This is a genomic window from Pseudomonas sp. MDT2-39-1, assembly GCF_054898085.1.
In genome coordinates, this window is sequence record NZ_CM142716.1 from 1,362,601 (window position 1) to 1,385,079 (window position 22,479).

Annotated in this window: 23 protein-coding genes; 5 read left to right on the forward strand and 18 right to left on the reverse strand. The window is 59.8% G+C overall.

Annotated features, from left to right (window positions below; translation table 11 throughout):
• Positions 1 to 189: 189 nt before the first annotated feature.
• The 5 genes from dgoD to ACYZTM_RS06740 all read right to left on the reverse strand — a co-directional run bounded on the left by dgoD (position 190) and on the right by ACYZTM_RS06740 (position 4,638).
• Positions 190 to 1,338: a galactonate dehydratase gene (gene dgoD, locus ACYZTM_RS06720; RefSeq protein WP_461987761.1), complete on the reverse strand. Its 1,149-nt coding sequence runs from the start codon at positions 1,336 to 1,338 to the stop codon at positions 190 to 192.
• 63 nt (positions 1,339 to 1,401) lie between these two features.
• A complete protein-coding gene (locus ACYZTM_RS06725) occupies positions 1,402 to 2,022 on the reverse strand; it encodes a 2-dehydro-3-deoxy-6-phosphogalactonate aldolase (protein WP_461987763.1) in 621 nt (206 codons plus the stop codon).
• Positions 2,023 to 2,041: 19 nt separating this feature from the next.
• The gene (locus ACYZTM_RS06730) at positions 2,042 to 3,034 is read right to left on the reverse strand and encodes a 2-dehydro-3-deoxygalactonokinase (protein WP_461987765.1); all 993 of its coding nucleotides are present in this window, start codon (positions 3,032 to 3,034) and stop codon (positions 2,042 to 2,044) included.
• 65 nt (positions 3,035 to 3,099) lie between these two features.
• Positions 3,100 to 4,062, reverse strand: a complete 963-nt coding sequence (locus tag ACYZTM_RS06735) for a hypothetical protein (RefSeq protein WP_461987767.1) — start codon at positions 4,060 to 4,062, stop codon at positions 3,100 to 3,102.
• Positions 4,063 to 4,155: 93 nt separating this feature from the next.
• Complete coding sequence (locus ACYZTM_RS06740) at positions 4,156 to 4,638, reverse strand: GNAT family N-acetyltransferase (RefSeq protein ID WP_461987769.1); 483 nt, start codon at positions 4,636 to 4,638, stop codon at positions 4,156 to 4,158.
• Between the two features lie 321 nt (positions 4,639 to 4,959).
• On the opposite strand from ACYZTM_RS06740, the gene ACYZTM_RS06745 reads away from it, so the two are divergent.
• The 4 genes from ACYZTM_RS06745 (at position 4,960) to ACYZTM_RS06760 (ending at position 7,655) form a co-directional block, all read left to right on the forward strand.
• Positions 4,960 to 5,613, forward strand: coding sequence for an HD domain-containing protein (locus ACYZTM_RS06745; protein WP_131061324.1), 654 nt, complete (start codon positions 4,960 to 4,962; stop codon positions 5,611 to 5,613).
• 112 nt (positions 5,614 to 5,725) lie between these two features.
• Entirely contained in the window at positions 5,726 to 6,931 is a 1,206-nt protein-coding gene (locus ACYZTM_RS06750) for an MFS transporter (protein WP_131061323.1), read from the forward strand.
• 84 nt (positions 6,932 to 7,015) lie between these two features.
• Positions 7,016 to 7,354: a hypothetical protein gene (locus ACYZTM_RS06755; RefSeq protein ID WP_461987772.1), complete on the forward strand. Its 339-nt coding sequence runs from the start codon at positions 7,016 to 7,018 to the stop codon at positions 7,352 to 7,354.
• Between the two features lie 46 nt (positions 7,355 to 7,400).
• Complete coding sequence (locus ACYZTM_RS06760; RefSeq protein WP_461987774.1) at positions 7,401 to 7,655, forward strand: hypothetical protein; 255 nt, start codon at positions 7,401 to 7,403, stop codon at positions 7,653 to 7,655.
• Positions 7,656 to 7,843: 188 nt separating this feature from the next.
• Here the strand turns inward: ACYZTM_RS06760 and ACYZTM_RS06765 are convergent, their stop codons facing one another.
• From ACYZTM_RS06765 to ACYZTM_RS06810, 10 genes are all read right to left on the reverse strand, one after another.
• Positions 7,844 to 8,782 carry a PfkB family carbohydrate kinase gene (locus tag ACYZTM_RS06765; RefSeq protein ID WP_461987776.1) on the reverse strand — a complete coding sequence of 313 codons (939 nt, stop codon included), beginning with the start codon at positions 8,780 to 8,782 and terminating at the stop codon, positions 7,844 to 7,846.
• 144 nt (positions 8,783 to 8,926) lie between these two features.
• Positions 8,927 to 10,393, reverse strand: a complete 1,467-nt coding sequence (locus ACYZTM_RS06770) for a purine-cytosine permease family protein (protein ID WP_131061320.1) — start codon at positions 10,391 to 10,393, stop codon at positions 8,927 to 8,929.
• 222 nt (positions 10,394 to 10,615) lie between these two features.
• Positions 10,616 to 11,614 (reverse strand): ADP-ribosylglycohydrolase family protein, encoded by a 999-nt coding sequence (locus tag ACYZTM_RS06775; protein WP_131062708.1) that lies wholly within the window; start codon positions 11,612 to 11,614, stop codon positions 10,616 to 10,618.
• Entirely contained in the window at positions 11,611 to 12,324 is a 714-nt protein-coding gene (locus ACYZTM_RS06780; protein ID WP_461987778.1) for a GntR family transcriptional regulator, read from the reverse strand. The genes ACYZTM_RS06775 and ACYZTM_RS06780 overlap by 4 nt, the downstream gene beginning before the upstream one ends.
• Positions 12,325 to 12,511: 187 nt before the next feature.
• On the reverse strand, positions 12,512 to 13,480 hold the full coding sequence (gene araH / locus ACYZTM_RS06785; RefSeq protein WP_033056977.1) for an L-arabinose ABC transporter permease AraH: 969 nt from the start codon (positions 13,478 to 13,480) through the stop codon (positions 12,512 to 12,514).
• A 9-nt stretch (positions 13,481 to 13,489) separates the two neighbouring features.
• Positions 13,490 to 15,034 carry an L-arabinose ABC transporter ATP-binding protein AraG gene (gene araG / locus ACYZTM_RS06790; protein ID WP_131062711.1) on the reverse strand — a complete coding sequence of 515 codons (1,545 nt, stop codon included), beginning with the start codon at positions 15,032 to 15,034 and terminating at the stop codon, positions 13,490 to 13,492.
• 65 nt (positions 15,035 to 15,099) lie between these two features.
• Positions 15,100 to 16,104, reverse strand: a complete 1,005-nt coding sequence (locus ACYZTM_RS06795; protein ID WP_461987780.1) for a substrate-binding domain-containing protein — start codon at positions 16,102 to 16,104, stop codon at positions 15,100 to 15,102.
• 115 nt (positions 16,105 to 16,219) lie between these two features.
• Positions 16,220 to 17,038, reverse strand: a complete 819-nt coding sequence (locus ACYZTM_RS06800; RefSeq protein WP_131062713.1) for an SDR family oxidoreductase — start codon at positions 17,036 to 17,038, stop codon at positions 16,220 to 16,222.
• Between the two features lie 196 nt (positions 17,039 to 17,234).
• Positions 17,235 to 18,110, reverse strand: coding sequence for an SMP-30/gluconolactonase/LRE family protein (locus ACYZTM_RS06805; RefSeq protein WP_131062714.1), 876 nt, complete (start codon positions 18,108 to 18,110; stop codon positions 17,235 to 17,237).
• 141 nt (positions 18,111 to 18,251) lie between these two features.
• Positions 18,252 to 18,968: a FadR/GntR family transcriptional regulator gene (locus ACYZTM_RS06810; RefSeq protein WP_461987782.1), complete on the reverse strand. Its 717-nt coding sequence runs from the start codon at positions 18,966 to 18,968 to the stop codon at positions 18,252 to 18,254.
• 208 nt (positions 18,969 to 19,176) lie between these two features.
• Here ACYZTM_RS06810 and ACYZTM_RS06815 point away from each other — a divergent pair, with 208 nt between their 5' ends.
• Complete coding sequence (locus tag ACYZTM_RS06815; protein ID WP_461987784.1) at positions 19,177 to 20,049, forward strand: esterase/lipase family protein; 873 nt, start codon at positions 19,177 to 19,179, stop codon at positions 20,047 to 20,049.
• A 60-nt stretch (positions 20,050 to 20,109) separates the two neighbouring features.
• Here the strand turns inward: ACYZTM_RS06815 and ACYZTM_RS06820 are convergent, their stop codons facing one another.
• The 3 genes from ACYZTM_RS06820 to ACYZTM_RS06830 form a co-directional block, all read right to left on the reverse strand.
• The gene (locus tag ACYZTM_RS06820; RefSeq protein ID WP_461987786.1) at positions 20,110 to 20,670 is read right to left on the reverse strand and encodes a DUF1285 domain-containing protein; all 561 of its coding nucleotides are present in this window, start codon (positions 20,668 to 20,670) and stop codon (positions 20,110 to 20,112) included.
• Between the two features lie 15 nt (positions 20,671 to 20,685).
• Positions 20,686 to 21,291, reverse strand: a complete 606-nt coding sequence (locus ACYZTM_RS06825) for a DUF4823 domain-containing protein (protein WP_461987788.1) — start codon at positions 21,289 to 21,291, stop codon at positions 20,686 to 20,688.
• A gap of 184 nt (positions 21,292 to 21,475) precedes the next feature.
• Positions 21,476 to 22,444, reverse strand: coding sequence for a GTP 3',8-cyclase MoaA (locus ACYZTM_RS06830; RefSeq protein ID WP_131062718.1), 969 nt, complete (start codon positions 22,442 to 22,444; stop codon positions 21,476 to 21,478).
• Positions 22,445 to 22,479 lie beyond the last annotated feature (35 nt).

The following is a 22,479-nucleotide window of genomic DNA, read 5'->3' on the forward strand; positions in this document are numbered from 1 at the left end:
CCTCTTCTTATGTTTATTGAGGTCGATGAAAAGCTTGGATTGACGCAGATCTTCTGGTCAATGGAGATCAAATGTGGGAGCGGGCTTGCTCGCGAAAGCGGTGGTTCATTCAACATTGATGTCGGCTGACACCCCGCTTTCGCGAGCAAGCCCGCTCCCACAAGGGGATTGTGTTGAGTCAGTGAGAACTCACCACTCGGCAAAACTGCCATCGGCATGGCGCCAGATCGGGTTGCGCCAGCGGTGACCGACAGCGGCGCGTTCGATCACGTATTCCTCGTTGATCTCGATGCCCAGGCCCGGGCCGTTCGGGATTTTCACGAAGCCTTTGTCGTAGTCGAACACCCGTGGATCCTTGATGTAATCCAGCAGGTCGTTGCTCTCGTTGTAGTGGATGCCCAGGCTCTGCTCCTGGATGAATGCGTTGTAGCAAACCGCGTCCAGTTGCAGGCACGCCGCCAACGCAATCGGGCCCAACGGGCAATGCAGCGCCAGCGCCACGTCATAGGCTTCGGCCATGTTGGCGATCTTGCGGGTTTCGGTGATACCGCCAGCGTGGGAAGCATCCGGCTGAATGATGTCGACGTAACCTTCGCTGAGCACGCGCTTGAAATCCCAACGCGAGAACAACCGCTCACCCAAGGCAATCGGGGTGCTGGTCAGCGGCGCGAGTTCCTTCAGCGCTTCGTAGTTTTCGCTGAGCACCGGCTCTTCGATGAACATCAGTTTGTACGGATCGAGTTCTTTCATCAGCACCTTGGCCATGGGCTTGTGCACCCGGCCATGGAAATCCACGCCAATGCCGACGTTCGGGCCCACCGCGTCACGCACGGCGGCGACGTTGGCCAGGGCCAGGTCGACTTTCTCGAAGGAATCGAGGAATTGCAGTTCTTCGGTGCCGTTCATTTTCACCGCAGTGAAACCACGTCCGACCGCCTCTTTCGCAGCGCGAGCGGTGTCCGCCGGGCGGTCGCCACCGATCCACGAATACACGCGAATCTTGTCCCGCACCTGACCACCCAGCAAGTCGCTGACCGATACACCCAAGGCCTTGCCCTTGATGTCCCACAGCGCCTGATCGATACCGGCCAACGCGCTCATGTGGATCGCGCCACCCCGGTAGAAGCCGCCGCGGTAGAGCACGGTCCAGATGTCTTCGATGTTGCGTGGGTCTTTGCCGATCAGGTAGTCGGACAATTCTTCAACGGCGGCGGCAACCGTGTGCGCGCGGCCTTCGACCACGGGCTCGCCCCAACCGGTCACGCCCTCGTCGGTTTCGACCTTGAGGAAGCACCAGCGCGGCGGAACGATGAAGGTGGTCAGTTTGGTGATTTTCATCTTTTGCTCTCTTTTTATAAGTGCAGCTCTTATAGATGCAGCGCTCGTAGCGCCAAAAAAGTCTTAGCGAAGGGCTTTCCAGGCAGTCACGTAGGCCTTGGCGTTTACGACCACTTCCTCAGGCGTCATGCCTGGTTTGAACAACCCGGAACCCAGTCCGAACCCTTTGACGCCAGCGTCAATAAACACCTGCATGTTGTCCGGTGTGATCCCGCCGACCGGCGCCAGAATGGTTCCGGCCGGCAGCACCGCGAGCCAGGCTTTGACGACTGCCGGGCCCATCTGCTCGGCCGGGAACATCTTCAGCACATCCGCGCCTTCGGCCAATGCGGCGAAGGCCTCAGTCGGCGTCGCCACACCCGGTGACAGGAACAACCCCGCCGCCTTCGCTGCACGCAACACCTTGGCATCGCTGTGGGGCATGACGATCACCTGGCCGCCCGCCGCTTTCACTTGCTCGACCTGTTCCGGCGTCAGCACCGTGCCGGCGCCGATCAGGCAATCGGCGGGCAAGGTACTGCGCAGGATGCGGATACTTTCGTACGGTTCAGGGGAATTGAGCGGCACTTCGATGACGCGAAATCCGGCGGCGTAAAGGACTTCACCGATGGCGGCCGCTTCCTGCGGGCGCAGGCCACGCAGGATCGCGATCAGACCGTTTTGCGTCAGTGCTTGCTTGAGCATGTCAGACCTCCAGTCAGGTTTAACGGGGTGGGTGTGCGGCGATCAGTCCGGCCGCAACCGCCAACTGCCACAACCCGCGTTCGGTGGCTTGTTCGGCCAGGGTCACGCGGGCAAAACCGCAGGCGTCGAGGGCCCGGCTGTAACGGGTACAGAGTTGGGAATTGCCTATGAGGATGATCGACGGCAGGTGAACGCTGTTGCGTCGGCGTCGCTGAACATTCGCCAGCGCTGACAGCTCATGGCCGATCAGCAGGCCGGATAAATAATCCGGTTGTGCGGTCGCACTGAGTTCGCCGGTCAACCCGAGGCTGCGGGCGCTGAACAACGTCGACAGCGGCCCGATCTCGCCCTCCGTCGACAGCGCCACTTGCACACCCCGATCAAACGCCTGGCCATCGAAGGACGCGCCCTTTTGCTGGGTGCGCCCCAAAATGCTGTGTTCTCTGAGCACGGCGAAGATCTCGCCGGTCATGAAAGTATCGAAATGCACGATGCAACCGCCGGCCACTTCCACCCATTTCGAATGGCTGCCCGGCAGGCCGATCAACAGATCACGGCCCTGCTCGATCGGTAGACATTGCAAGACTCCCAGCACTTGGGTTTCTTCGCCGCGCATTACGTTCGGTAAGCGCGAACGCTGAATCACGCCCGGCACAATGTGCACATCGACACCGCGAAGACTGCGAATGGTTTGTAGGGAAGTTCCGAGATTGGCGACGTTGGCCGGCGTGTCGCAGTAAGCCGCTTCGCGCCAGCCCTGGGCGCTGCCGACCATGCCACAGGCAATCACCGGCAAATCCGGCTGCGCGTCGAGCCAGTCACCGCACGCCTCATCGAACGCCAGTTCAAAACCGTCTGCGCATTCCTGACCGTTGATGATTCGCGGCGTCCGGGGCAACTGCATGATCCCGGACGACAGTGAACGCTGTTCCAGCACCTGGCCACCCGCGGCGAGTTTGTAAGCACGTAATGAGGTCGTCCCCCAATCGAGCGCGATCAATTGCGCCAGCATCGCTTCACCTGTTCTGTTTATTGGCAGTGAGTGAGCTGGACTATAGACCTTTTACAGGAAGTATCTCAATATGTAATTTGATCTCCCACATATTGGGACGTATCAACTTGCGGCGTCCACCGCTCTCTGGCACCGCCCCCCTCCCCGACTTCAATCCCCAGCGTCTCGCACTCCAGTGAGCCCGCGCGGTGGGTATCACCATTTTTGGCAGAGATACCGGGTTCGCGACGACCATCGCCTCGTATAAGGGTGTACTCCGTCAACGGCAGGGGTGTTTGGTCCGACCGTGTCACAAGACCGAGTTTCATGTTGTAGGGGGCGAATGAAGCCAACAGGCCAGCGTAGGGCAAATCACGACATAAACCGACGTCGTCGATCTGGTCGTAGCCTGGTGACAATTCCTGACGCCATCGAACTATGCAAACCGGCTCGAATTGCAGCCACGCTAATGGACGATAGGCGGATTTCAGTGAGACGCGTCGAGGCGCAATCCGAGGATTGTGCACTTGCGCAATAATCCTGGACGTCGGGATATACATCACTTTCGAATAGTAAGCCGTGAATGGAAACGCAGTAATGACGACTTTGCAGGGCATGTACTCTTGCGGTTCCAGGAGCCGGACCAACTGTGCAGGAACAATATCCCCTAAACCGGTGCGGTCCTCATTGTCCTCAAATCGCATGCTGGCCAATATTTCATAACGGCGATCACCCTCGATTAACCGCATACCGACTATGCGGCCATAACCCTCCAGCGCAATGTGGTGCTCCACGGAGAAGTCGAGATCACCGTTGAGCGAACAATGCAGACTGGTGCCTATTTGTCCGCTCCGACCGTGTACTTCATATAAATGAATCAGGTCCCTGTCTGAGGTGAACCGCAGGTCATAGAACAAATGGCCATCGTGGTTGATCGATACAAATTCGATTCGTGCCGGCGGCACATCGAGATGCAGGCACGATGAACACATTGCACATAACATCATCAAGGCAAAAAATCGCAGGAAAAAGCAGAAGCCAGGCAGCATTGCAAATCTCGTCCGTGAGCGCGCAAAGGGCGCACAGGGTGCCGGACTAGAGCGGTGGCGACAACTGATTCAGCAGCCCATAGCCATCAGTGATCACCGTCCCTCAGCAAACTCCCGCAACACCGCCCCATCCATCCGATAGCGAACCCACTCTTCCTGGGGCTGCGCACCCAAGGATTTATAAAACTCGATCGCCGGTTTGTTCCAGTCCAGCACGCTCCACTCGAAGCGTCCGCAGTCATTGGCGCAGGCGATTTTCGCCAGGTGGCGCAGCAACGTTTTACCTGCGCCGCCGCCGCGCTGTTCGGGGGTGATGTAGAGGTCTTCGAGGTAAAGGCAGTTGCTGCCGAGCCAGGTGGAATAGCTGAAGAAGAACACCGCGAAGCCGATCGGCAAGCCGTCGCGCAGGCAGATCAGGCCGTGGGCGGTGGCGCCTTCGCTGAACAGGCTGCGTTCGATGTCGGCGACGCTAGCGATGACTTCGTGACGGGCACGTTCGTAGTCGGCCAGTTCGGTGATGAACCCGAGGATTTGCGGCGCATCGCTGGGGGTCGCCGGGCGGATGTCGATCGTCATGGACGGGCCTTTGTCGAAAGTTGAAAACGCCATACTAAGTCGGCGCGTGGCGCTCGTCACACTGGAAATTCAAAGCTGATCCATGGAGCATGTGTAGCAGCGGGCGAACTGTGGTGAGGGGATTTAGCGAAACGTCGCACCGCCCCGTTGGGCTGCGAAGCGGCCCCAGCAGTTTGTTTGCAACACGCGTGTACAGGATTGACGACTGCTGCGCAGCCGAACGGGGCGGTGCGACGTTTCGCTAAATCCCCTCACCACAGTTCGCCAGCTGCTACAGGGTTGTGTCGCTGACAAGTACGTTTTTCACTTAACAGGAAGTTTATGCCTACTGATGCTTTTGCGCCGCTGCAAACTCTCGCTGCGGAGCTGCTGCCCCACGCACTGGAACCCTCGGAAGATGGCGCCCACGATCTGTCGCATTTGCAGCGCGTCTGGCACAACGTGCGCACACTTCATGCTGTAGAAGGCGGCGATCTTGAAGTGTTGCTGGCGGCGGTGCTTTTGCATGATTGCGTGGCGGTGGAGAAGAATTCGCCGTTGCGCTCGCAAGCGTCAAGACTGGCCGCCGAGAAGGCGTCTGCCGTGTTGGCTGACTTGGATTGGCCAAGCGCAAAAATCAGTGCGGTCGCCCACGCCACTGAAGCCCACAGTTTTTCCGCCAACATCACCCCGACCTCGCTCGAAGCTAAGATCATGCAGGACGCCGACCGTCTCGACTCTCTCGGCATGCTCGGCGTAGCGCGGACTTTCTACATCGCAGGACGCATGGGCAGCGCGCTGTACGACCCGCAAGACCCGGAAGCGAAAGCGCGGGACTATGATGACAAGCGCTTTTGCCTTGATCACTTTCAGACCAAGCTGCTGCACCTGGCGGACGGTTTCCAGACGCCAACCGGCCAACGACTGGCGCGGATCAGGCATGAGCGTTTGAAGGGTTTCATGGAGCTGTTCAAGGAAGAAATCGGCATCAGCTGACCCCATTACTCCGGCCGGCGGTAACCCTGGCATCGATAACCTCGGACCTAACGTTGACGACTCGCATGGTAGATAGACGGATAGCGACTTTTTCGGGTCAAGGAACCGCGTCATGTCTACCGCAACGCCCCACGTCTCAAGCAGGTTGTTCGGCCTGTTTTGCCTCGCCAGTTATTTGCTGTCGCTGTCCTACGGCTCAACGTTTTTGTTGTCGCTGCTGATCGGTTCACGGGGCGGCAACGAACACGATGCCGGCAGCGTGATTTCAGCGGCGATGCTCAGTACGTTTGCGGCGGTGATTGTCTCCGGACACCTGTCCGATCTGCTCGGCGCGGCGCGTTCGATTGCACTGTTTGGTCTACTGTTGGTGGCGGCCAGCCTGGGCTTCGCACTGACGCCGGGATTCGGCAATCTGTTGCTGTTTTTCGGACTGCTGCTGGGCCTGGGTTGGGGGGTGTTTTACACCTTGGGGCCGATTATCGTCGCGAGTCTGGTAACGCCCGCGCAACGCGCCAAGTACTTCGCGCTGCTGTCCGGCAGCATGATGACCGGGATCGGCACCGGGCCATTGTTGGGCCGCGCGGCCAGTGCGCTGGGCTATCCGGTGACCACCGCGTTTTACCTCGCGGCGCTGGCCAGTCTGATCGGCGTGTTGCTGTTTTGGCGGCTGGATTCGCAGCTGAAAAAAGCGCCCTCGCCCACCACCACAGTCGCGCGCATTTCCTGGCGCGCCACCGCTCAGGTGCTGTCGTCCAAAGCGCTGTTCCCGATCGTCATGGTCGGCCTCGGCGGGTGCGTATTCGGCGGCCTGTCGAGCTTTCAAACCAGTTACGCGGCGTCTCGCTCACTGGACTACTCACTGTTCTTTTTCGGCTTCATGGGCGCGGCGATCAGCAGCCGAATGTTGATTGCCGGCTTCGTGGTCAAGCGCGATCCGTTCCGCGCATCCTGCCTGCTGTCGGCGCTGATGATGGGCTCGATTGTGCTGTTCGGTTTCGTGGTCGACAACGGGTTCAGCTACGTGCTGGCGGCGATGATGCTCGGGGTCGGTTACGGGCTGACGTATTCGGTGATCAATGGACTGGCGGCGAACGAAGCGCCGCACGGCACTACCTCGCAATCGTTGTTGCTGTTCAGCTTGTCGTACTTCATCGGCGTGTTCGGTTTTCCGTTGTTGGCCGGGAAGATCATCGTCGAACACGGGATGACGACACTTCTGCTCACCGTTCTCGCCGTAGCGCTGTTGAACTGGCTGATTACCGTGGGCCGCTTGATCTGGCGTCGGGTCGTCGACGCCAGATCGTTGCAACAGGCCTAGACCGTTCGTCGTTCATCAGGCACCAATCCAAATCGGGGGCGGACCAACATCAGGTAAGGACTCTAATTGAATGGAGACGACACCATGATCACGTCCCGCTTGACTGCCCTCGCTCTCGCCACGCTGCTGTCCTCTGCCGCTTTCGCGGCGACCTCCACCACCGGTACCGGCCCGACCAACCCGGTCGAAGGTCCAAAATCCCCGACCACCCAAGGCTCGCCCGGCATGAACACCATTGGTACGGGCGTTGACAGCAGCGTGCCTGCGTCCACGGGCACCGACCCACGGACTCAGGGCAACGACGCGGGCCGTCAAGGTGGAATGAACCTGCCGGACACCCAGACACCCGATAACGCCGGCGCCGGCATGGGCTCGAAAACCACCACCGGTGGCTCGGGTTCCGAAGGCGGTGCCAGCCAATAGTTCGCCCACGCGAGTTGCACCTATCCACATCCATGAAGAGGTAACCATGAACGTCGATAAAAACCTTGAGAAAGAAGTCCTGACCCGTCTGCTCCACGCTCATCCAAATGGCTTGGGCAAAGAGGTCCTGGACAATTACCGGGGGGAGAAAGTCGTGGCCAGCACCCTCGCCACGCTGCAGGATCGCGGGCTGATTCAGCACGAGCATGTGACCTGTAACGAGGCCGGCGAACACTCGCTGCAACTGCCGATCAAACTCAGTGCGGCTGGGGTCGAGGCGGCGCGCAAGCTGGACGTTTGACAAAATGAATCAGGTCGCAGTCGTGCGCGGCTGCGACCGATTGACCGTTTCTACAAACAGCAGGAGAAATCCCTTCAGGTTCTTCAGTGAATTTTCTGGCCCCTTCGCGGGCAAGCCTCGCTCCTACAGGGGATTTGTGTCGTTCGCAAACCCCTGTAGGAGCGAGGCTTGCCCGCGAAGACGTCAGGTCAGCCGCCAAAGTTTTTGCGGATCAACTCATCCACCTCAACAGTCCCAGGCGAAGTCGCCGGCCCCCACCGAGTGACCGCCAGCGCCGCAGCCGCATTCGCCCGCCGCGCCGCCTCACCCGCCGACAACCCCTGCGCCAACCCGGCCAGAAACACTCCGGCATGCGCATCGCCGGCACCATTGCTATCCACCGCTTCAACCTTGAAACCGGGCACATGCTGTCGGTCGCCGCGCTGGCTGATCCAGCACCCTTGCGGGCCATCGCGCACCACCATCAACACTTCGGTCGGCAGATGATCGGTCAGCCGGTCCAGCGCCTCGGCAATGTCCGACGCCCCGGTAAATCGTAGCGCCTCAACGCTGTTGCTGGTCCACAGATGAATGCGCGGCAGCAACGCCTGCATCAGTGGCTGATCCGGCGAATCCACCAACGGTCCCGGATCGAACACCACGTTGACCGCTTTCGGCAAACCCAGCACCCACTCCACCAGCGCCTGGGCCTTGCCGGCGTGCAGCAGGCTGTAGCCGCTGACGTAAACGTAGTCGCCCGCCTCGGCTGGCACGCTCGCCAGGTCCTCGGCCGTCAATTCGCCCTCGGCGCCGATGTAGGAAATGAAACTGCGCTCGGCCGACGCATCGGTTACCGCAACGCACAACCCGGTATCCCGTTCGGCCTTGTGTGCGATGCCGATCCGAATGCCTTCAGCCTTCATCGCCTCACGGGCCAGGTCGCCGAAACGACCGGTGCCGTGACGGCCGAGATAGACTACCGGCAGCCCGTTACGCGCAGCGGCGGCCATCACGTTAAAACCGCCGCCGGCTTCGAAACGGGCGGACTGCGCCAGCACGTCGCCGCCCGGTTGAGGCAATTTATCCACGGCCATGACCAGGTCGATAATGACCTGGCCGGTGTGCAGCAACCTGGTGCCCTGTCTCACAAATACGTTCCTCTTTTGGCGAGTGGTTGTTGCCGTCAGGCAAGGCGCCGCGACGAGTCATAGCTCGCTATGGCGAGGAGCGGCAACGCAGCATGGCGACAACAAACACCGTCAAAAAGGAACAGTACTTGTGAGACTGGGCACCTAAGCATGAGCGTTCTCGGTGATTGCGGCGCGACGATCCTTGGCCCCACCGAGTACCCAATAGATCCCGCCGGCCACCAGGAACGTCACGATCCAGCCGAGGCCGTTGTGACCCAGCCAAGAATCAGACAGGAAACCGCGGAACCAGACGTTTTGTTCGGTGGTGCCAATGGTGGTGAAGCTGAAGCCCAGCACGATCGCCAGCGCCCACGCACCAAACGCACGCCACTCGATACCGCCGTTGTACCAGTAGGCGCTGCTCGGACTGACATCCAGCAAGTCTTTGGGGCTGTAGTAATGACGATGAATCAGGTCAACGACGAAGATCCCGACCCACGCCGTGATCGGCACCGCCAGCAGCGAAATGAAGGTAATGAACGGGCCGTAGAAACTGTCGGCGATCAGCATGAAATAAATCGAACCGGCGAAGATCGCGACGATGTCGACCACCACGGCATAGACGCGCTTGACCTTGAGGCCGAGGGTCAGCGTGGTCAAACCGGCGGAATACACCGACAGGTTGTTCGACAGCAGCAACCCGCCGAACGCGGTGATCAGGTACGGCACGGCCATCCAGGTCGGCAGCATGTCGCGGATCGCGATGATCGGGTCAGTGGCCGACGCCAGTTCGTTGTTGCCCACCGACAACAAGCCGCCGAGGGTGATCAGCAGCACCAGCGGAATCCCCGCACCGAATGCCGCCGATGCCACCAGACGCACGGCTTTGACGCTGCGGTGCTGATAGCGCGACATGTCGGCACCCGCGTTGGCCCAGCCGATCCCGGTGCCGGCGGCCATGGTGCCGACGCCGATAATCATCGCGCTCAGCGGCGCGGGCGTGGCGTTGAACACCGCGTTCCAGTCGATGGTGGCGCAGAGGAAGCCGCCGACCAGAATGTTCAGCGCACCGAACACGTAAGTCGCCCACTTCTGGATCACCAGCAATGTGGCGTGACCGAGGCCGGACACCGACAAGGTCAGCAGCACGAAAATCGCGATGAAGATCAGGGTCAACACCGGCGCGCTTTTCGCTTCCACCGGCGAACCGAACAGGATTGAGCACAGCGACAGCAGCACGAAGGCGGCGGTGGTGGTGTTGACGGTTTCCCAGCCCAGCCGCGACATCAGCGAGACCAGGGTCGGGCCGATGTTGCCGCGCACACCGAAGATCGCTCGCGACAGTGTCAGGCTTGGCGCCCGACCACGGCGACCGGCGATGGAGATGATCCCGACCACCGCGAAGGAACCCGCGGCGCCGAGGATCGCGACGATGATTGCCTGCCAGATCGCCAACCCGCGAAACGCCACCAGCGTGGCACCCAGCGGCAGGCCGAGGATGGAAATGTTGGCCGCGAACCAGACCCAGAACAGTTGCAGCGGATGACCGTTGCACTCCGCTTCCGGCACCGGTTCGATGCCGCGGGTTTCCAGTTGCCCGGCGTTTTGCCCGGCGTTCGATGAACTCATGAAAAATGCTCCTGTTGCCTTTGTTGTGGTTGTGGGCAATGACGGAAGACGAAAACAACAGCCCGGCTGTCCTGGCCAAATCCGTGCGATCCATTGCGGGTGAAAAAGTTAAATTTGTGGCGCGGCCATCGCGAGCAGGCTCACTCCCATAGGTACGACGTGGAACCTGAGGCTTGCACTATCCCTGTGGGAGCGAGCCTGCTCGCGATGGCGTCGGCCCAGTCAGCGCAAAGCTAACAGTCCTTTTACTAACGGTTCCAACTCCAACGAGTTAACCGCTTTAATCCGGTCGATCATCGCCACCGGCCAACTCCCAAGCCCCAGACAGGCCCCCAGCATCGCGCCGAGTATCGCCGCGATGGTGTCGGTGTCACCGCCCAGGCTCGCGGCCATGCACACCGCTTCGAAGGCATTCATTTCACCGACGGCGACTTGTTGCGCCAGGGCAAACGACACCACTACCGATTCCTGTGATGCCACTGACGTGCCGATCACGTCGTACAGCAAATCCGCCAGCAACGCCTTGTCACTGTCGACGCTGATGGTCCGCGCCCAGCTGATGCGCGAGGCAATCCGTCCGCCCGCCACCCAGTGGCCATGGCTTTCAGCTCGCTGGGCGATTTGCTGGCCGAGGTTCAACGCCTCGCCCATGTCCATGCCGTTGATGCCGGCCGAGACCACCGCCGCCACCGCCGCCGCGCTGGAAATCCCCAGCGTGGTGTTGTGGGTAACCTGGCAGGCTTGCACCACGGCGCTGATGAACCGTTCAGGGTTGGCGACATCCGCCGCGATCCCCACCGGCGTGATGCGCATCGCCGCGCCATTGGTGGAGCCGTAGCGCCCCGCTTCTTCCGGCGAATGGCCGGCGAGGATCATCTCGATCGCGCGTTTGGTCGAAGGCCCGAGCAAGTCTTGCGAGCCCTTGGCCTGCATTTCGGCTTCCCATTCGATCAGCCGTTGAGCGAGCACGGCCGGTTCGATCCGGCCCTCACCGTCCACCAACAACTGACCGACCAGAATTGCCTGTTCGGTGTCGTCGGTGATCGAGCCCTTGGGCATGTTGGCGGCAATCGGTTGATCGGGGCCGGCGTCCTGCAGATCGGTGATCGCCCCGAAGCGCGTCTTGATGTCGGCGCGGCTCAGGGATTGAGTCGGCATGCCCAGCGCATCGCCCAGGGCCAGTCCGTAGAACGCGCCGAGCGCACGGTCGAGCGCGGTCATTTTGATTCTCCAAATTGCAGGTGCAGGCGAAAATGCACCGGGTCGAGCAAGCTTTCGACCTGCTCCATGAAGCGGTTCTGGCGGTCGTACGTGGTGCGCAAGGCTTTGAGGAACACCGTGCCGACCGAGCGCCCGAGTAACTCGGCGTCTTCGGCGCTCAAGGGTTCTGCGCCGATCCATTGATCGCCGCGTTCGCCGATGTAGCCGTAGGCGGCCAGGGTGATGGTCAGGGAGTTGTCGATCAGACCGACGCGCGGCAGGCTTTCCAGGCCCCCGGTGGCGGGCATCAATGAGCGTTCGAGGGAAACCAGCTTGCCGTCGGTGGAACGGCGGCGCCGGTCGAGGGTGATGAACTGGTCGGTGCCGAAGCGCGGCAGCAGGTCAGGACGCGTCACCGCTTCGAGTCGCAGCACTTCGGTATTGATCAGCGCCCCGCTGTCGGCCAGCGCCTGCGCCCAGCCGCTGCGTTGATCGAGCACCACACCGTCGAAGGTAACGATGGAGCCCACGCCGCTTTGGGTCGCGATGTAGTTGCGTCGTTTCAACTCGGCCAAGGCCTCACGCAGCGTGCCGCGGCTGACTTTGAATTCTTGAGCCAACTGATGCTCGCCCGGCAACAGAAAGCCGTCCTCCATGAGGCCGCTTTCAATGCGCCGGATGAGTTCGTCGACCACCCGTTGTTTCTTGTCAAATCGTACCTGTCTAATCATGTACAACGTGATAACCGAAACGGGGTATTTCGAGCAAGGAATATTTCAGGGAGGTGACGGGAGGAGGAGCAAACAACACAGATCAAATGTGGGAGCGGGCTTGCTCGCGAAGGCGTCGGCACATGCAGCATCTACGTACCAGACACTCCGCTTTCGCGAGCAAGCCCGCTCCCACATTTACGATGTGTTAGCGCTGTTTCAGTCGGTCAATCACTACCGCCAGCAACAAGATCGAACCGCGAATCACATACTGATAAAACGTATCGATGTTCTTCAGGTTCATCGCATTCTCGATAATGGCCAGAATCAGCACCCCGGCAATCACATGCCGGATCATGCCGATCCCGCCACTCAGCGACACCCCGCCCAACACGCAGGCAGAAATCACCGTCAGCTCAAAACCCTGGCCAATCATCGGCTGACCGGACGTCATGCGCGACGCCAGAATCACCCCGGCCAACGCCCCAATCAACCCGTGCACGGCAAAGATGATGATCTTGGTCCGGTCAACGTTCACCCCGGCCAGCAGCGCCGCTTCCTGGTTACCGCCGATGGCCATGGTGTTGCGCCCGTAGGTGGTGTAATTCAGCAGCCAACCGAAAAACAGGAAGCAGACGATGGTGATCAGAATCGGCACCGGCACACCCAACAACTGGCCATTGCCGAAGACGAAGAACTGCTCTTGCGACACACCTACCGCTTTGCCGTTGGCGAAGATGTAAGCCAGACCACGAACGATCTGCATGGTCGCCAGCGTGGTAATCAACGCATTGACCCGCAGCTTGGCGATCACGATGCCGTTGATCAAGCCGACGATCAGTCCCATGAACAGCGCCGCCACCACACCGAGAAACACGCTGTCGGTGTCGCGCATCACCACCGCCGCGACCACGCCGGCACAGGCAATCACCGAACCCACCGACAAGTCGAAATGCCCGGACGCCAGGCAATACAGCATGGTGCAGGCCGCGATCCCGGTCGTCGAGATCGCCAGGCCCAGTCCGCGCATGTTCAGCGGCGACAGGAAGTTGTCGATCAGCAGCGTGCAGAGTACGAAGATCCCGACGGCCGCCAGCAACATCACCCAGTCATCGAGAAAGCGCCGCAGGTCCAGAGGTTTGCGCTGGGTCGGCAAAGCGTTGTTTTGGATTGTCATAGTCACCTCTCAGTTCGCCACGCCGTCAGCGCGTTGGCGCGGCAAAGCCAGTTGCAGCAGGTTGGATTCATTGGCCTCTGCGCGAGACAACTCGCCGCGCATCGCGCCTTCGCAGAGCACCAGGATGCGGTCGGAAATACCCATCACTTCCATCAGGTCGCTGGACACCACGATCACCGCGATGCCGCTGGCGGCCAGGTTGTGGATGATCTGGTAAATCTCGGCTTTGGCGCCGATATCGATGCCGCGAGTGGGCTCGTCCAGCAGCAGGACTTTCATCGGCATCGACAGCCAACGGCCGAGAATGGCCTTCTGCTGATTGCCACCGGACAGGTACATGATTTTCTGCGCCGCGTTGGGCGTCTTCACTTTCAGCGCCTTGATCTGCTTGTCGGCGTTGCCCTTCTCCCACAGGCCGCGCAACAGGCAACCAAAAGTGGAATGGGCGCCGCGCGCACTGATGTTGATGTTCTCGGCGACACTGGCGAGCGGAATGATGCCCTCCTTCTTACGGTCTTCGGGGCACAGCAGAATGCCGGCAGCGATGGCGTCGCGGGGGGAACGCAGCTTCACCTCATGACCACGTAGCTCCAGGCGTCCGGCGGTATTGCGCGTCAGCCCGCTGAGCATCCGAAACAACTCGGTACGACCCGCACCGACCAGACCGAACAGCCCGAGAATCTCGCCCTTGTGTACCTCGAAACTCACCGGCTCACGCAACCCCGGCCCCAGCAAACCGTCAACCTTGAGCGCCACCGCGCCACGTTGGCGATTGCGGTAATCGTAGATGTCCTGAATGTCGCGACCGACCATGCACGTAACCAATTGATCGTGGGTCAGTTCGCTCATGTCCTCGAAGGTGCGCACGTAGCGGCCATCCTTGAACACCGTCACCGCATTGCAGATGCGGAACACTTCTTCCATGCGATGGGACACGTAAAGCACCACTTTGCCTTCGTCGCGCAGGCGCCCGATGATCGCCATCAAGCGATCGATCTCCCGAGCCGACAGGCTGCTCGTCGGCTCATCGAACGCAATCACATGTGCGCCACGGGACAATGCCTTCGCAATCTCCACAAGTTGTCGCTGACCGAGGGACAGGCGCCCTACTTTCTCTTGCGGATCGATTTCATCGGCCAGGCCTTTGAGGCAGGCCAGCGCTTGTTGTCGCAACGCACCACGATTGATCAGGCCGAAACTGGCCGGCAGATGACCGAGGAACAGGTTCTCCGCCACGGTCATTTCCGGGACCAGGTGCAGCTCTTGATGGATCACCGCCACCCGGCTGGCGATGCTGTCAGCGGTGGACTTGAAGACCATCGTCTGCTCGCCGATTTGCAAGTCGCCGCTGCTCGGCGTGTAGGCACCGCCGAGGATTTTCAGCAGGGTCGATTTACCGGCGCCGTTCTCGCCCATCAAGGCATGAACCTGCCCCGGATGCGCGACGAAGCTGATGTTGTCCAGCGCCTTCACCCCGGGAAAGGTTTTGCCGATCCCGTTGAAACGCAGGCTGCCGCCGACGCTGTGCTCATGTGTCTGTAATTGCGCGTGCATAAAACCACCTCATCACACAGATCAGGCAGCCCGTCGCCAGGGCCGCCGATGAAATCAACCAGCCCTCAGTTCCACAGGCCGATCTTTTCCAGTTCCTGCTTGAAGTTCTCGCGGGTGATCAGTGTCACGTCGTCCATCGCGGTGTACTTCGGTGGTTCTTTGCCGGTGGTGACCCACTCGAACATCATGCTGGCGGTGTTGTAGCCCTCGATGTGCGGGCTTGGCAGCATCGAACCGAAGAAACCGCTGTTGGCTTTCTTCAGTTCACCGATGGCGTCAGTGCCATTGATGCCGATGCCGATCACGTTGGCCGCGACAAAACCGGCGCTTTCGGTGGCGCGCACGCCGCCCAGCACGGTGTTGTCGTTCATGCCGCCGATGATCAGGTTTTTCGCTGCGCCCGGCAGCTTCACCAGGGCCGAGTTGGTGGCGTCCATGCTACCCGGCACGTCGAGGGTTTTCAGGGCCGAGAACAGGATGTGGTCTTTCGGCATCCCGGCGTCTTCCAGGGCTTTGACCGAACCGTCGGTGCGCTTCTTGCCGGTGTCGAGTTCATTGAAGGTGTTAATCACCGCGTAAGTGTCTTTCCAGTCCCAGCCGCGTTTTTTCGCTTCGGCGGCCATGGCGCTGCCTTGTTTCTGGCCGACTTCGAACGCGGCCATGCCCAGGTACGGAACGTCTTCCATGAACTTGCCATTGGCATCGACGAAACGGTCATCGACGGCGATGACTTTCAACCCGTTGAGCTTGGCTTTGGCCATGATGGCCGGGCCGAGGGAGACGTCCGGCGGGCAGATCACAAAGCCCTTGGCGCCGTTGGCGGCGAGGCTGTCGATGGCCGAGAGGGTTTTCTCACCGTCCGACACGGCGATCTTGATGACGGTGAAGCCCTTCTCTTTTCCGGCCTTTTCGGCGAATGCCCATTCAGTCTGGAACCAGGGCTCTTCCGCCTGCTTGACCAGGAAGCCGATTTTCACTTCCTCGGCCGCCAGCAGCGTGCTGCTCAGGCTGACCGCAGTAACCGCCAAAGCGGCACAGCACAGGGAACGGATCCCACGACGACGATTCATAAGCTGACTCCTTGTTATTTTTTTTGAGCGTTATTTTGAAAGCCGGTACCGAAAATAGTCATATCGTATGATGATTGGATTTCAGACGGAATTCCGCGTCTGAATCCCGTTTTATTCAGTCGTGATACATGACCGAGCGACCACCATCGATGGTGATGCACGAGGCATTGATAAACGGCGCTTCATCGCTGGCCAGGAATACGGCGGTCATTGCCACTTCCATCGGCTGCCCGATTCGGCGCGGCGGATGCATGTCGAAGGCCCGCTGACGTTCGGCGTGGGGGTCGGCAAAACCGTTCCAGTAATCGACGTTCAATTGGGTTTCGATGTAGCCCGGCGCGATCGCATTCACGCGAATGCCCTTTGGCGCGTATTCGATGCCCAGCGCGCGGGTCAGCCCGAGCAAGCCGTGCTTGGCCACCGGGTACGGGAAGCAACCCGGAATGATGTGCGTGGAATGGGTCGAGGCGATGTTGATGATGCTGCCGATGCCCTGCTCGATCATTTGCGGCAGCACGGCTTTGCAGCCATACCAGGCGCCGTCGAGGTCGATGGCGAAGCAGCGATGCCAGTCTTCTTCGGTCATTTCCAGTGGGTCACGGAACACGTTGACCCCGGCGCAGTTGACCAGCACGTCGATCCGGCCATGTCGCTCGATGGCCAGTTCAGCCATCGCGTGCAGATCCTGCTGGCGAGACACGTCAGCCGTGATCGCATGAACGTTGAAGCCTTGATCACGCCACCGAGCCGCGACTTTTTCAACTTTGTCGCCCTGGATGTCGCTGATGATTATTTTGGCCTGTTGATTGACGAAGGCCGCGACGATCGCCTCGCCGATGCCCTGAGCGGCGCCGGTGACCAGCACGACCTTGTCTTTCAGGCGCTTGCCCTTCGGCGGTTCGATCATTGGCGGCAGGGAGAGACGTTCAGTCATGAATCAGGACTCCCTTTTGCAGGCAAGACAAAAACCGGGCATCTGTCGATGTCCGGTCAAAAAACTGTTTGGAAAATCGCTGCATCACTTCACCTGTTTTGTTTTTTTAAGTGTGAGTGCGTGTAACTGATGGCCGACTATAAACCCGACCCGCAACTAATCTCAATATATAATTTTACATCCCATATTTTGGGATCTATCCAGCGAAGCGAGTGCAGGGTTTGCCCGGCACATCGACTCGAATCGACAGCAGTGCACCGTCCAGCGGATGGTTGAGCGGGCTCGCGGCGCTGGTGATGTACAGGGTTTTCAAATCTTCGCCACCGAACACGCAACTGGTGGGGCGACTGACCGGCAGTTCGATCACGCGGTCGACATGGCCGTCCGGCGTCAGCCTGATCAGACAGCTGCCGTCCCAGCGCGCGTTCCAGATGAAACCCTCGGCATCCATCGCCGAGCCATCCGGCCCGCCTCGCTCATGGGGACCGAACCAGACGTAAGCCGTGTCCAGGTTGCCGTCGGTGTGGACGAAACAGCGGTACAACGTTTTGTCCATGCTGTCGGCGAAAAACAGCGTGGTCTCGTCCTCGCTCCACAACAACGTGTTCGGAATGCCCAACCCACGGAGCAGCGGCGTGACCCGGGCATCGCGATCGATGCGAAACAGGCCACCGGAACGACGCACGATGGGCAGGTCTTCGCCGTTTTCGCCGATGTTGTTTTGCATGGTGCCGAGCCAGAGCCGGCCCTGAGCATCGCAGCGGGCTTCATTGGCGCGATTACCGGGTTGCGGGTCGGCGACGCAGAGCAAGGTCAATTTAGGTTCAAGCCCTGGTGAATCCAGGTCCAGCCGGTACACGCCGCTGCTTAACGTCACCAGCGCATCGCCGCTTTCGCAGGGGATGAACGCGGACACGTGTTCCGGCATTTCCCAGATCTGCACGTTGGCGCCGATCAGCCGCAGGGCTTGCTTGCCGGCGATGTCCACCCAGTACAGCGCCTGGGTCGGCACATCCCAGAACGGGCCTTCACCGAGTTGTGCACGGTGTCCGGTAACCGCATTCCACGTCATGAAACCTCCTGCTGTTGTTTTTTTTGTGGGAGTGAGCCTGCTCGCGATGGCGGTGTGTCAGGCAACTTAGTCGCTGAATGCTAAACCGCTTTCGTCGGAACGCCGCCCGGAACAGGCTCGCTCCTACAGGGTTGTTTATTGTCAGCTGGCTTTTTTGTCGGCCATGACGTTCGGGTAAAACCGTTTGATCGCCAGGTCAGCGTTATCGATCAGGGTCATGCAGGCCCAGACACCCCGCGCGGCATCACGGGCGGCGATGGCGTCGGCCATGTCTTTGTGGATCGGCAGCGTGCGGCGCAGTTCGTCCGGGTCGGCAGCGGACACTTCGAAAGACACCGCCAACAGCGCGCCGAGGGCCGGGACCATTTGTTCGATGAACTGGTTGTGGCTGGCGGCGAGAATGCACTCGTGGAAGATCTGGTCGGCGTGGTTGTAATCGATGCCGCTGTCCACCGCCCGTTCCAATGCGTTGTAGGCCTGCAAGATCGCTTGAACCTGTTCGGTCGTAGCGCGCTCGCACGCCCAGCGCACCGCCATCGGTTCGATGGTGCGGCGCAGATCGAGCAAGTCGTCGACGAAGTTTTCCGGCAAGCCACTGCGCGACAGCCAGCCCACGACTTGCGGATCGAAAAGGTTCCAGCGTCGCACCGGCAATACCCGCGTGCCGACCTTCGGCCCGACTTCGAGCATGCCTTTGGCGACCAGGGTTTTGATGGCTTCGCGGATGACCGTGCGACTGACGCCGAGCTGCTCACCCAAGTCGGCTTCAACCTTGATGGTTTCACCGGGCTTGACCTGGCCTGCGGCTATCCAGCAACCCAGCCAATCGACGGTCGACGCATGAAAACTGCTGGACATGGGCACCTCGATGCAGGAACGGCACAGCGACGTTCGCAAGGGCGTTCAAGCTAATCATCATACGATTGGGTGTCAATTTGATTTTGTGCCTGACCGCATCCAGGCAAGCGATTTGAAGGATCTCACTTTGTGACCTACGGTTAGCCGCGACAGATCGAGCAGTCAATAGCATCTGTTCCACTTGAGTCCGCTATCGATAGGTATAAGCATGAACATGGATGCGTCTACGAAGTACCCGATTGTTTTGGTTCACGGTCTTTTCGGCTTCGACAAAATCGCCGGTTACCCCTACTTCTTCGGGATCAAGGAAGCGCTGGAACGCGCGGGTGCCAAGGTGTTTGCCGTTAACATTCCAGCCGTCAACGGTAACGAGGAGCGCGGTGAAAAACTGCTTGAACACGTCAACCGCATTTTGCAGAAAACGGGAGCCGCCAAAGTCAATCTGATCGGCCACAGCCAAGGCCCACTGGCCGCACGCTACGTAGCGGCGCGACATCCGGAAAAGGTCGCTTCAGTCACTTCTGTCAGCTGCCCCAATCATGGCTCCGAGATTGCCGACCAATTGCATAAGGCGCTGACGCCTGGAGAGTTGCCCGAAGCGCTCGTACTTGCCCTGTTCAAAGCAGTCGGCACCTTCATTTCGTTGATCAGCGGCCATCCGGAAAACCCTCAGGACGCTCAAGCAGCTTTCGAATCCCTGACCAGTGCGGGATTGGCCGCTTTCAATCGTAAGTACCCGCAAGGGGTACCGGAACATTGGGGCGGGGAAGGCAAAGAAATTGAAAACGGAGTGTATTACTACTCCTGGAGCGGCATCGTCCAAAACTTTCAAAGCCTGCAACCTCTCGATCCGTCCCACCTGAACTGTATTGCGCTATCGAAGTTATTTTATAAAGAGAAGAACGCTAACGACGGGTTGGTCGGTCAATACAGTTCTCACCTGGGGAAAGTGATTCGTTCGGATTACCCGATGGACCACTTTGACGCAGTCAATCAGATTGCAGGGGTCGACAGCTTGAATGTGAACCCGGTCAAGCTCTACCTTGACCATGCTGCTCTGCTCAAGAGCAAAGGTTTGTAACCTCAATAAAACGGCCCGCTTATAGCGGGCCGCTTTCCGGAACAGAGCAACTCAGCGGTCTCACGGCTCAAGCCCGATGGGGAAGAACTCGCCGCCGCTCCACACGCCAAGCCAGCGTTGCCCGTCGATTTCGCGGGTCACGGCCAGCTCCACCAGTTGGTAGAACACGTTGCGATGGATCAGAGCTTCGAGGTTGGTGCGCACATGCACGTACGGCGCAGGTTCTTGCGTGACCGGATCGATCACCACGCGGATCGGGTGTTCAGTGCCGGCTTCCGTGGTCTCGTCGACGTTGGTGGTGAAGCGCAGGAGCTGAGCTTCACCCTCGCCCTCCACGTCCACGGCAATCGCCACAAACGGCGCGTCGTCGACCTTGATGCCAACCTTCTCGACCGGGGTGATCAGGAAGTAATCATCGCCATCGCGACGAATGATGGTGGAGAACAGCTTGACCATCGGCTTGCGTCCGATCGGCGTCCCCAGGTAGAACCAGGTGCCGTCACGGGCGATGCGCATGTCGATGTCGCCACAGAAGTCGGGGTTCCACAGGTGGACCGGCGGCAAGCCTTTGGTTTTGGGGATTTGCCCCAACAAATCGTTGGCTTTTTGCGGGCCACTCATGGCGTTCTCCTTGAATTACTGGTCGCTGAGCCCGATCAGGCTGCGCGCGTATTGCTTTAGCGGCGGGCCAATCAGGTCTTGTGGCTTGTTATCGTGGAACGTCAGTAAACCGCCACGACTCTTGATACGTGCAGTATCAATCAAATACTGGGTGCTGGTCTCGATCAACATGATCTGAATCACGCCGCTGTCGATGCCGAGGCGATCCACGTATTCCTGATCGAGCCATTCGTCCGAGTTGCCGATACGGTCATCAGCCTTGGCGAATCGAGTGTAAAGCAAGTAATGGGCACCGGCGGCACGGGCTTCACCCATGGCTTGGTCGAGGCCTTCGGGGGCGCGCGCGCGGCGGACCATCGGAAAATATTCGATAAAGCCATTGAAGGCTTCTTCAGCGACCACGTTCGGTCGCGGATAGGCACTGCCCGGCGGCGCGAAAGCACCTTGGGCGATGTAGATGAACGAGTCCGGCTGGATGCGCAGGTTATTCACCCGACGACTGTCGCTGTGATCCAGCAGCCCAGCATCGCTCATGTGGTAGCGAGTTCCTTCAGCCATATCGCTGACATTCATGCAGCCACCAAGCGCCAAAACGGCCAGCAGCAAAACAAGGCTACGCATCCTACCCTCCAGAGGCCGGTGACGGAAAACCGGCGAATGGCCATGGGATGCAGCTTCCGCGCCAGCTCTAGAACATCGTCGCCTGATAGATCGCTTCGCGGGCAAGCCTCGCTCCTACAGGCTTCGCATCATTCCCGTAGGAGCGAGCGGTGCGGCGATCCGACTTGCCCGCGAAGAGGCCCGATCAGCCGCCAATAATCTTCATGACGGTCGCACCACCCGAAAACGCCACCTCCTGCTTGTCCCCCAAGGCTTTCACCAGAAGCCGCTGCAACGCCGGCAATGCCTGATGGCGTGGCTTGTCCAACAGATCGCCGACATAGTGGCGATTGCTCGACGACAAACAACCATGCAGCCATCCGGTGGATGACAGGCGCAGGCGCGAGCAGGTCCGGCAGAAGGGAACGCTTTCGTTGGCAATCACGCCAAAGTGGCCTAACCCCGGTATTTCATAGCGCACGGCAGTCGCGTCTACAGGCGCATCGGCTTGCAGGTATTCGTAGCGCTCGCCGATCAGGCTCAACAACTGCTGAAGGCTGACGAACTGTTGCAGGAAGGCGTTGTTGTCGCTGGCCAAGTGGCCCATGCGCATCAACTCGATGAAGCGCAACTCATAGCCACGCTCCAGGCAGTAATCGAGCAGCGGCATCACCTGATCGAGGTTTTGCCCGCGCAATGGCACCATGTTGACCTTGATTTTCAAGCCGGCGGCCTTGGCCTGATCCATCCCGTCGAGCACGGTCGCGAGATCTCCGCCACGGGCAATGCTGCGGAACGCGCGGGCGTCCAGGGTATCGAGGGAAACGTTGATGCGACGGATGCCGGCGTCCACCAGCAATGGCAGCTTTTTCGCCAGCAACTGACCATTGGTGGTCAGGCTGATGTCTTCCAGGCCCATCTTGCCGACGGCGGTCATGAAGGCTTCGAGCTTGGGGCTGACCAGCGGCTCGCCACCGGTGATGCGCAACCGCTCAATGCCCGCCGCTTCGATCAGATACGCCACGCCGCGTGCCATGGCCTCGGCCGACAATTCATCCTGCGCAGCCACCAGCCGCTTGCCGTTAGGCACGCAGTAAGTACACGCGTAATTGCAGGCTGAGGTGAGGCTGATCCGCAAATTGCGGAAACGCCTGCCTTGACGGTCAACGATCATGGATCACTCCGGCAAAAGGAATTCGAACGCGCAAA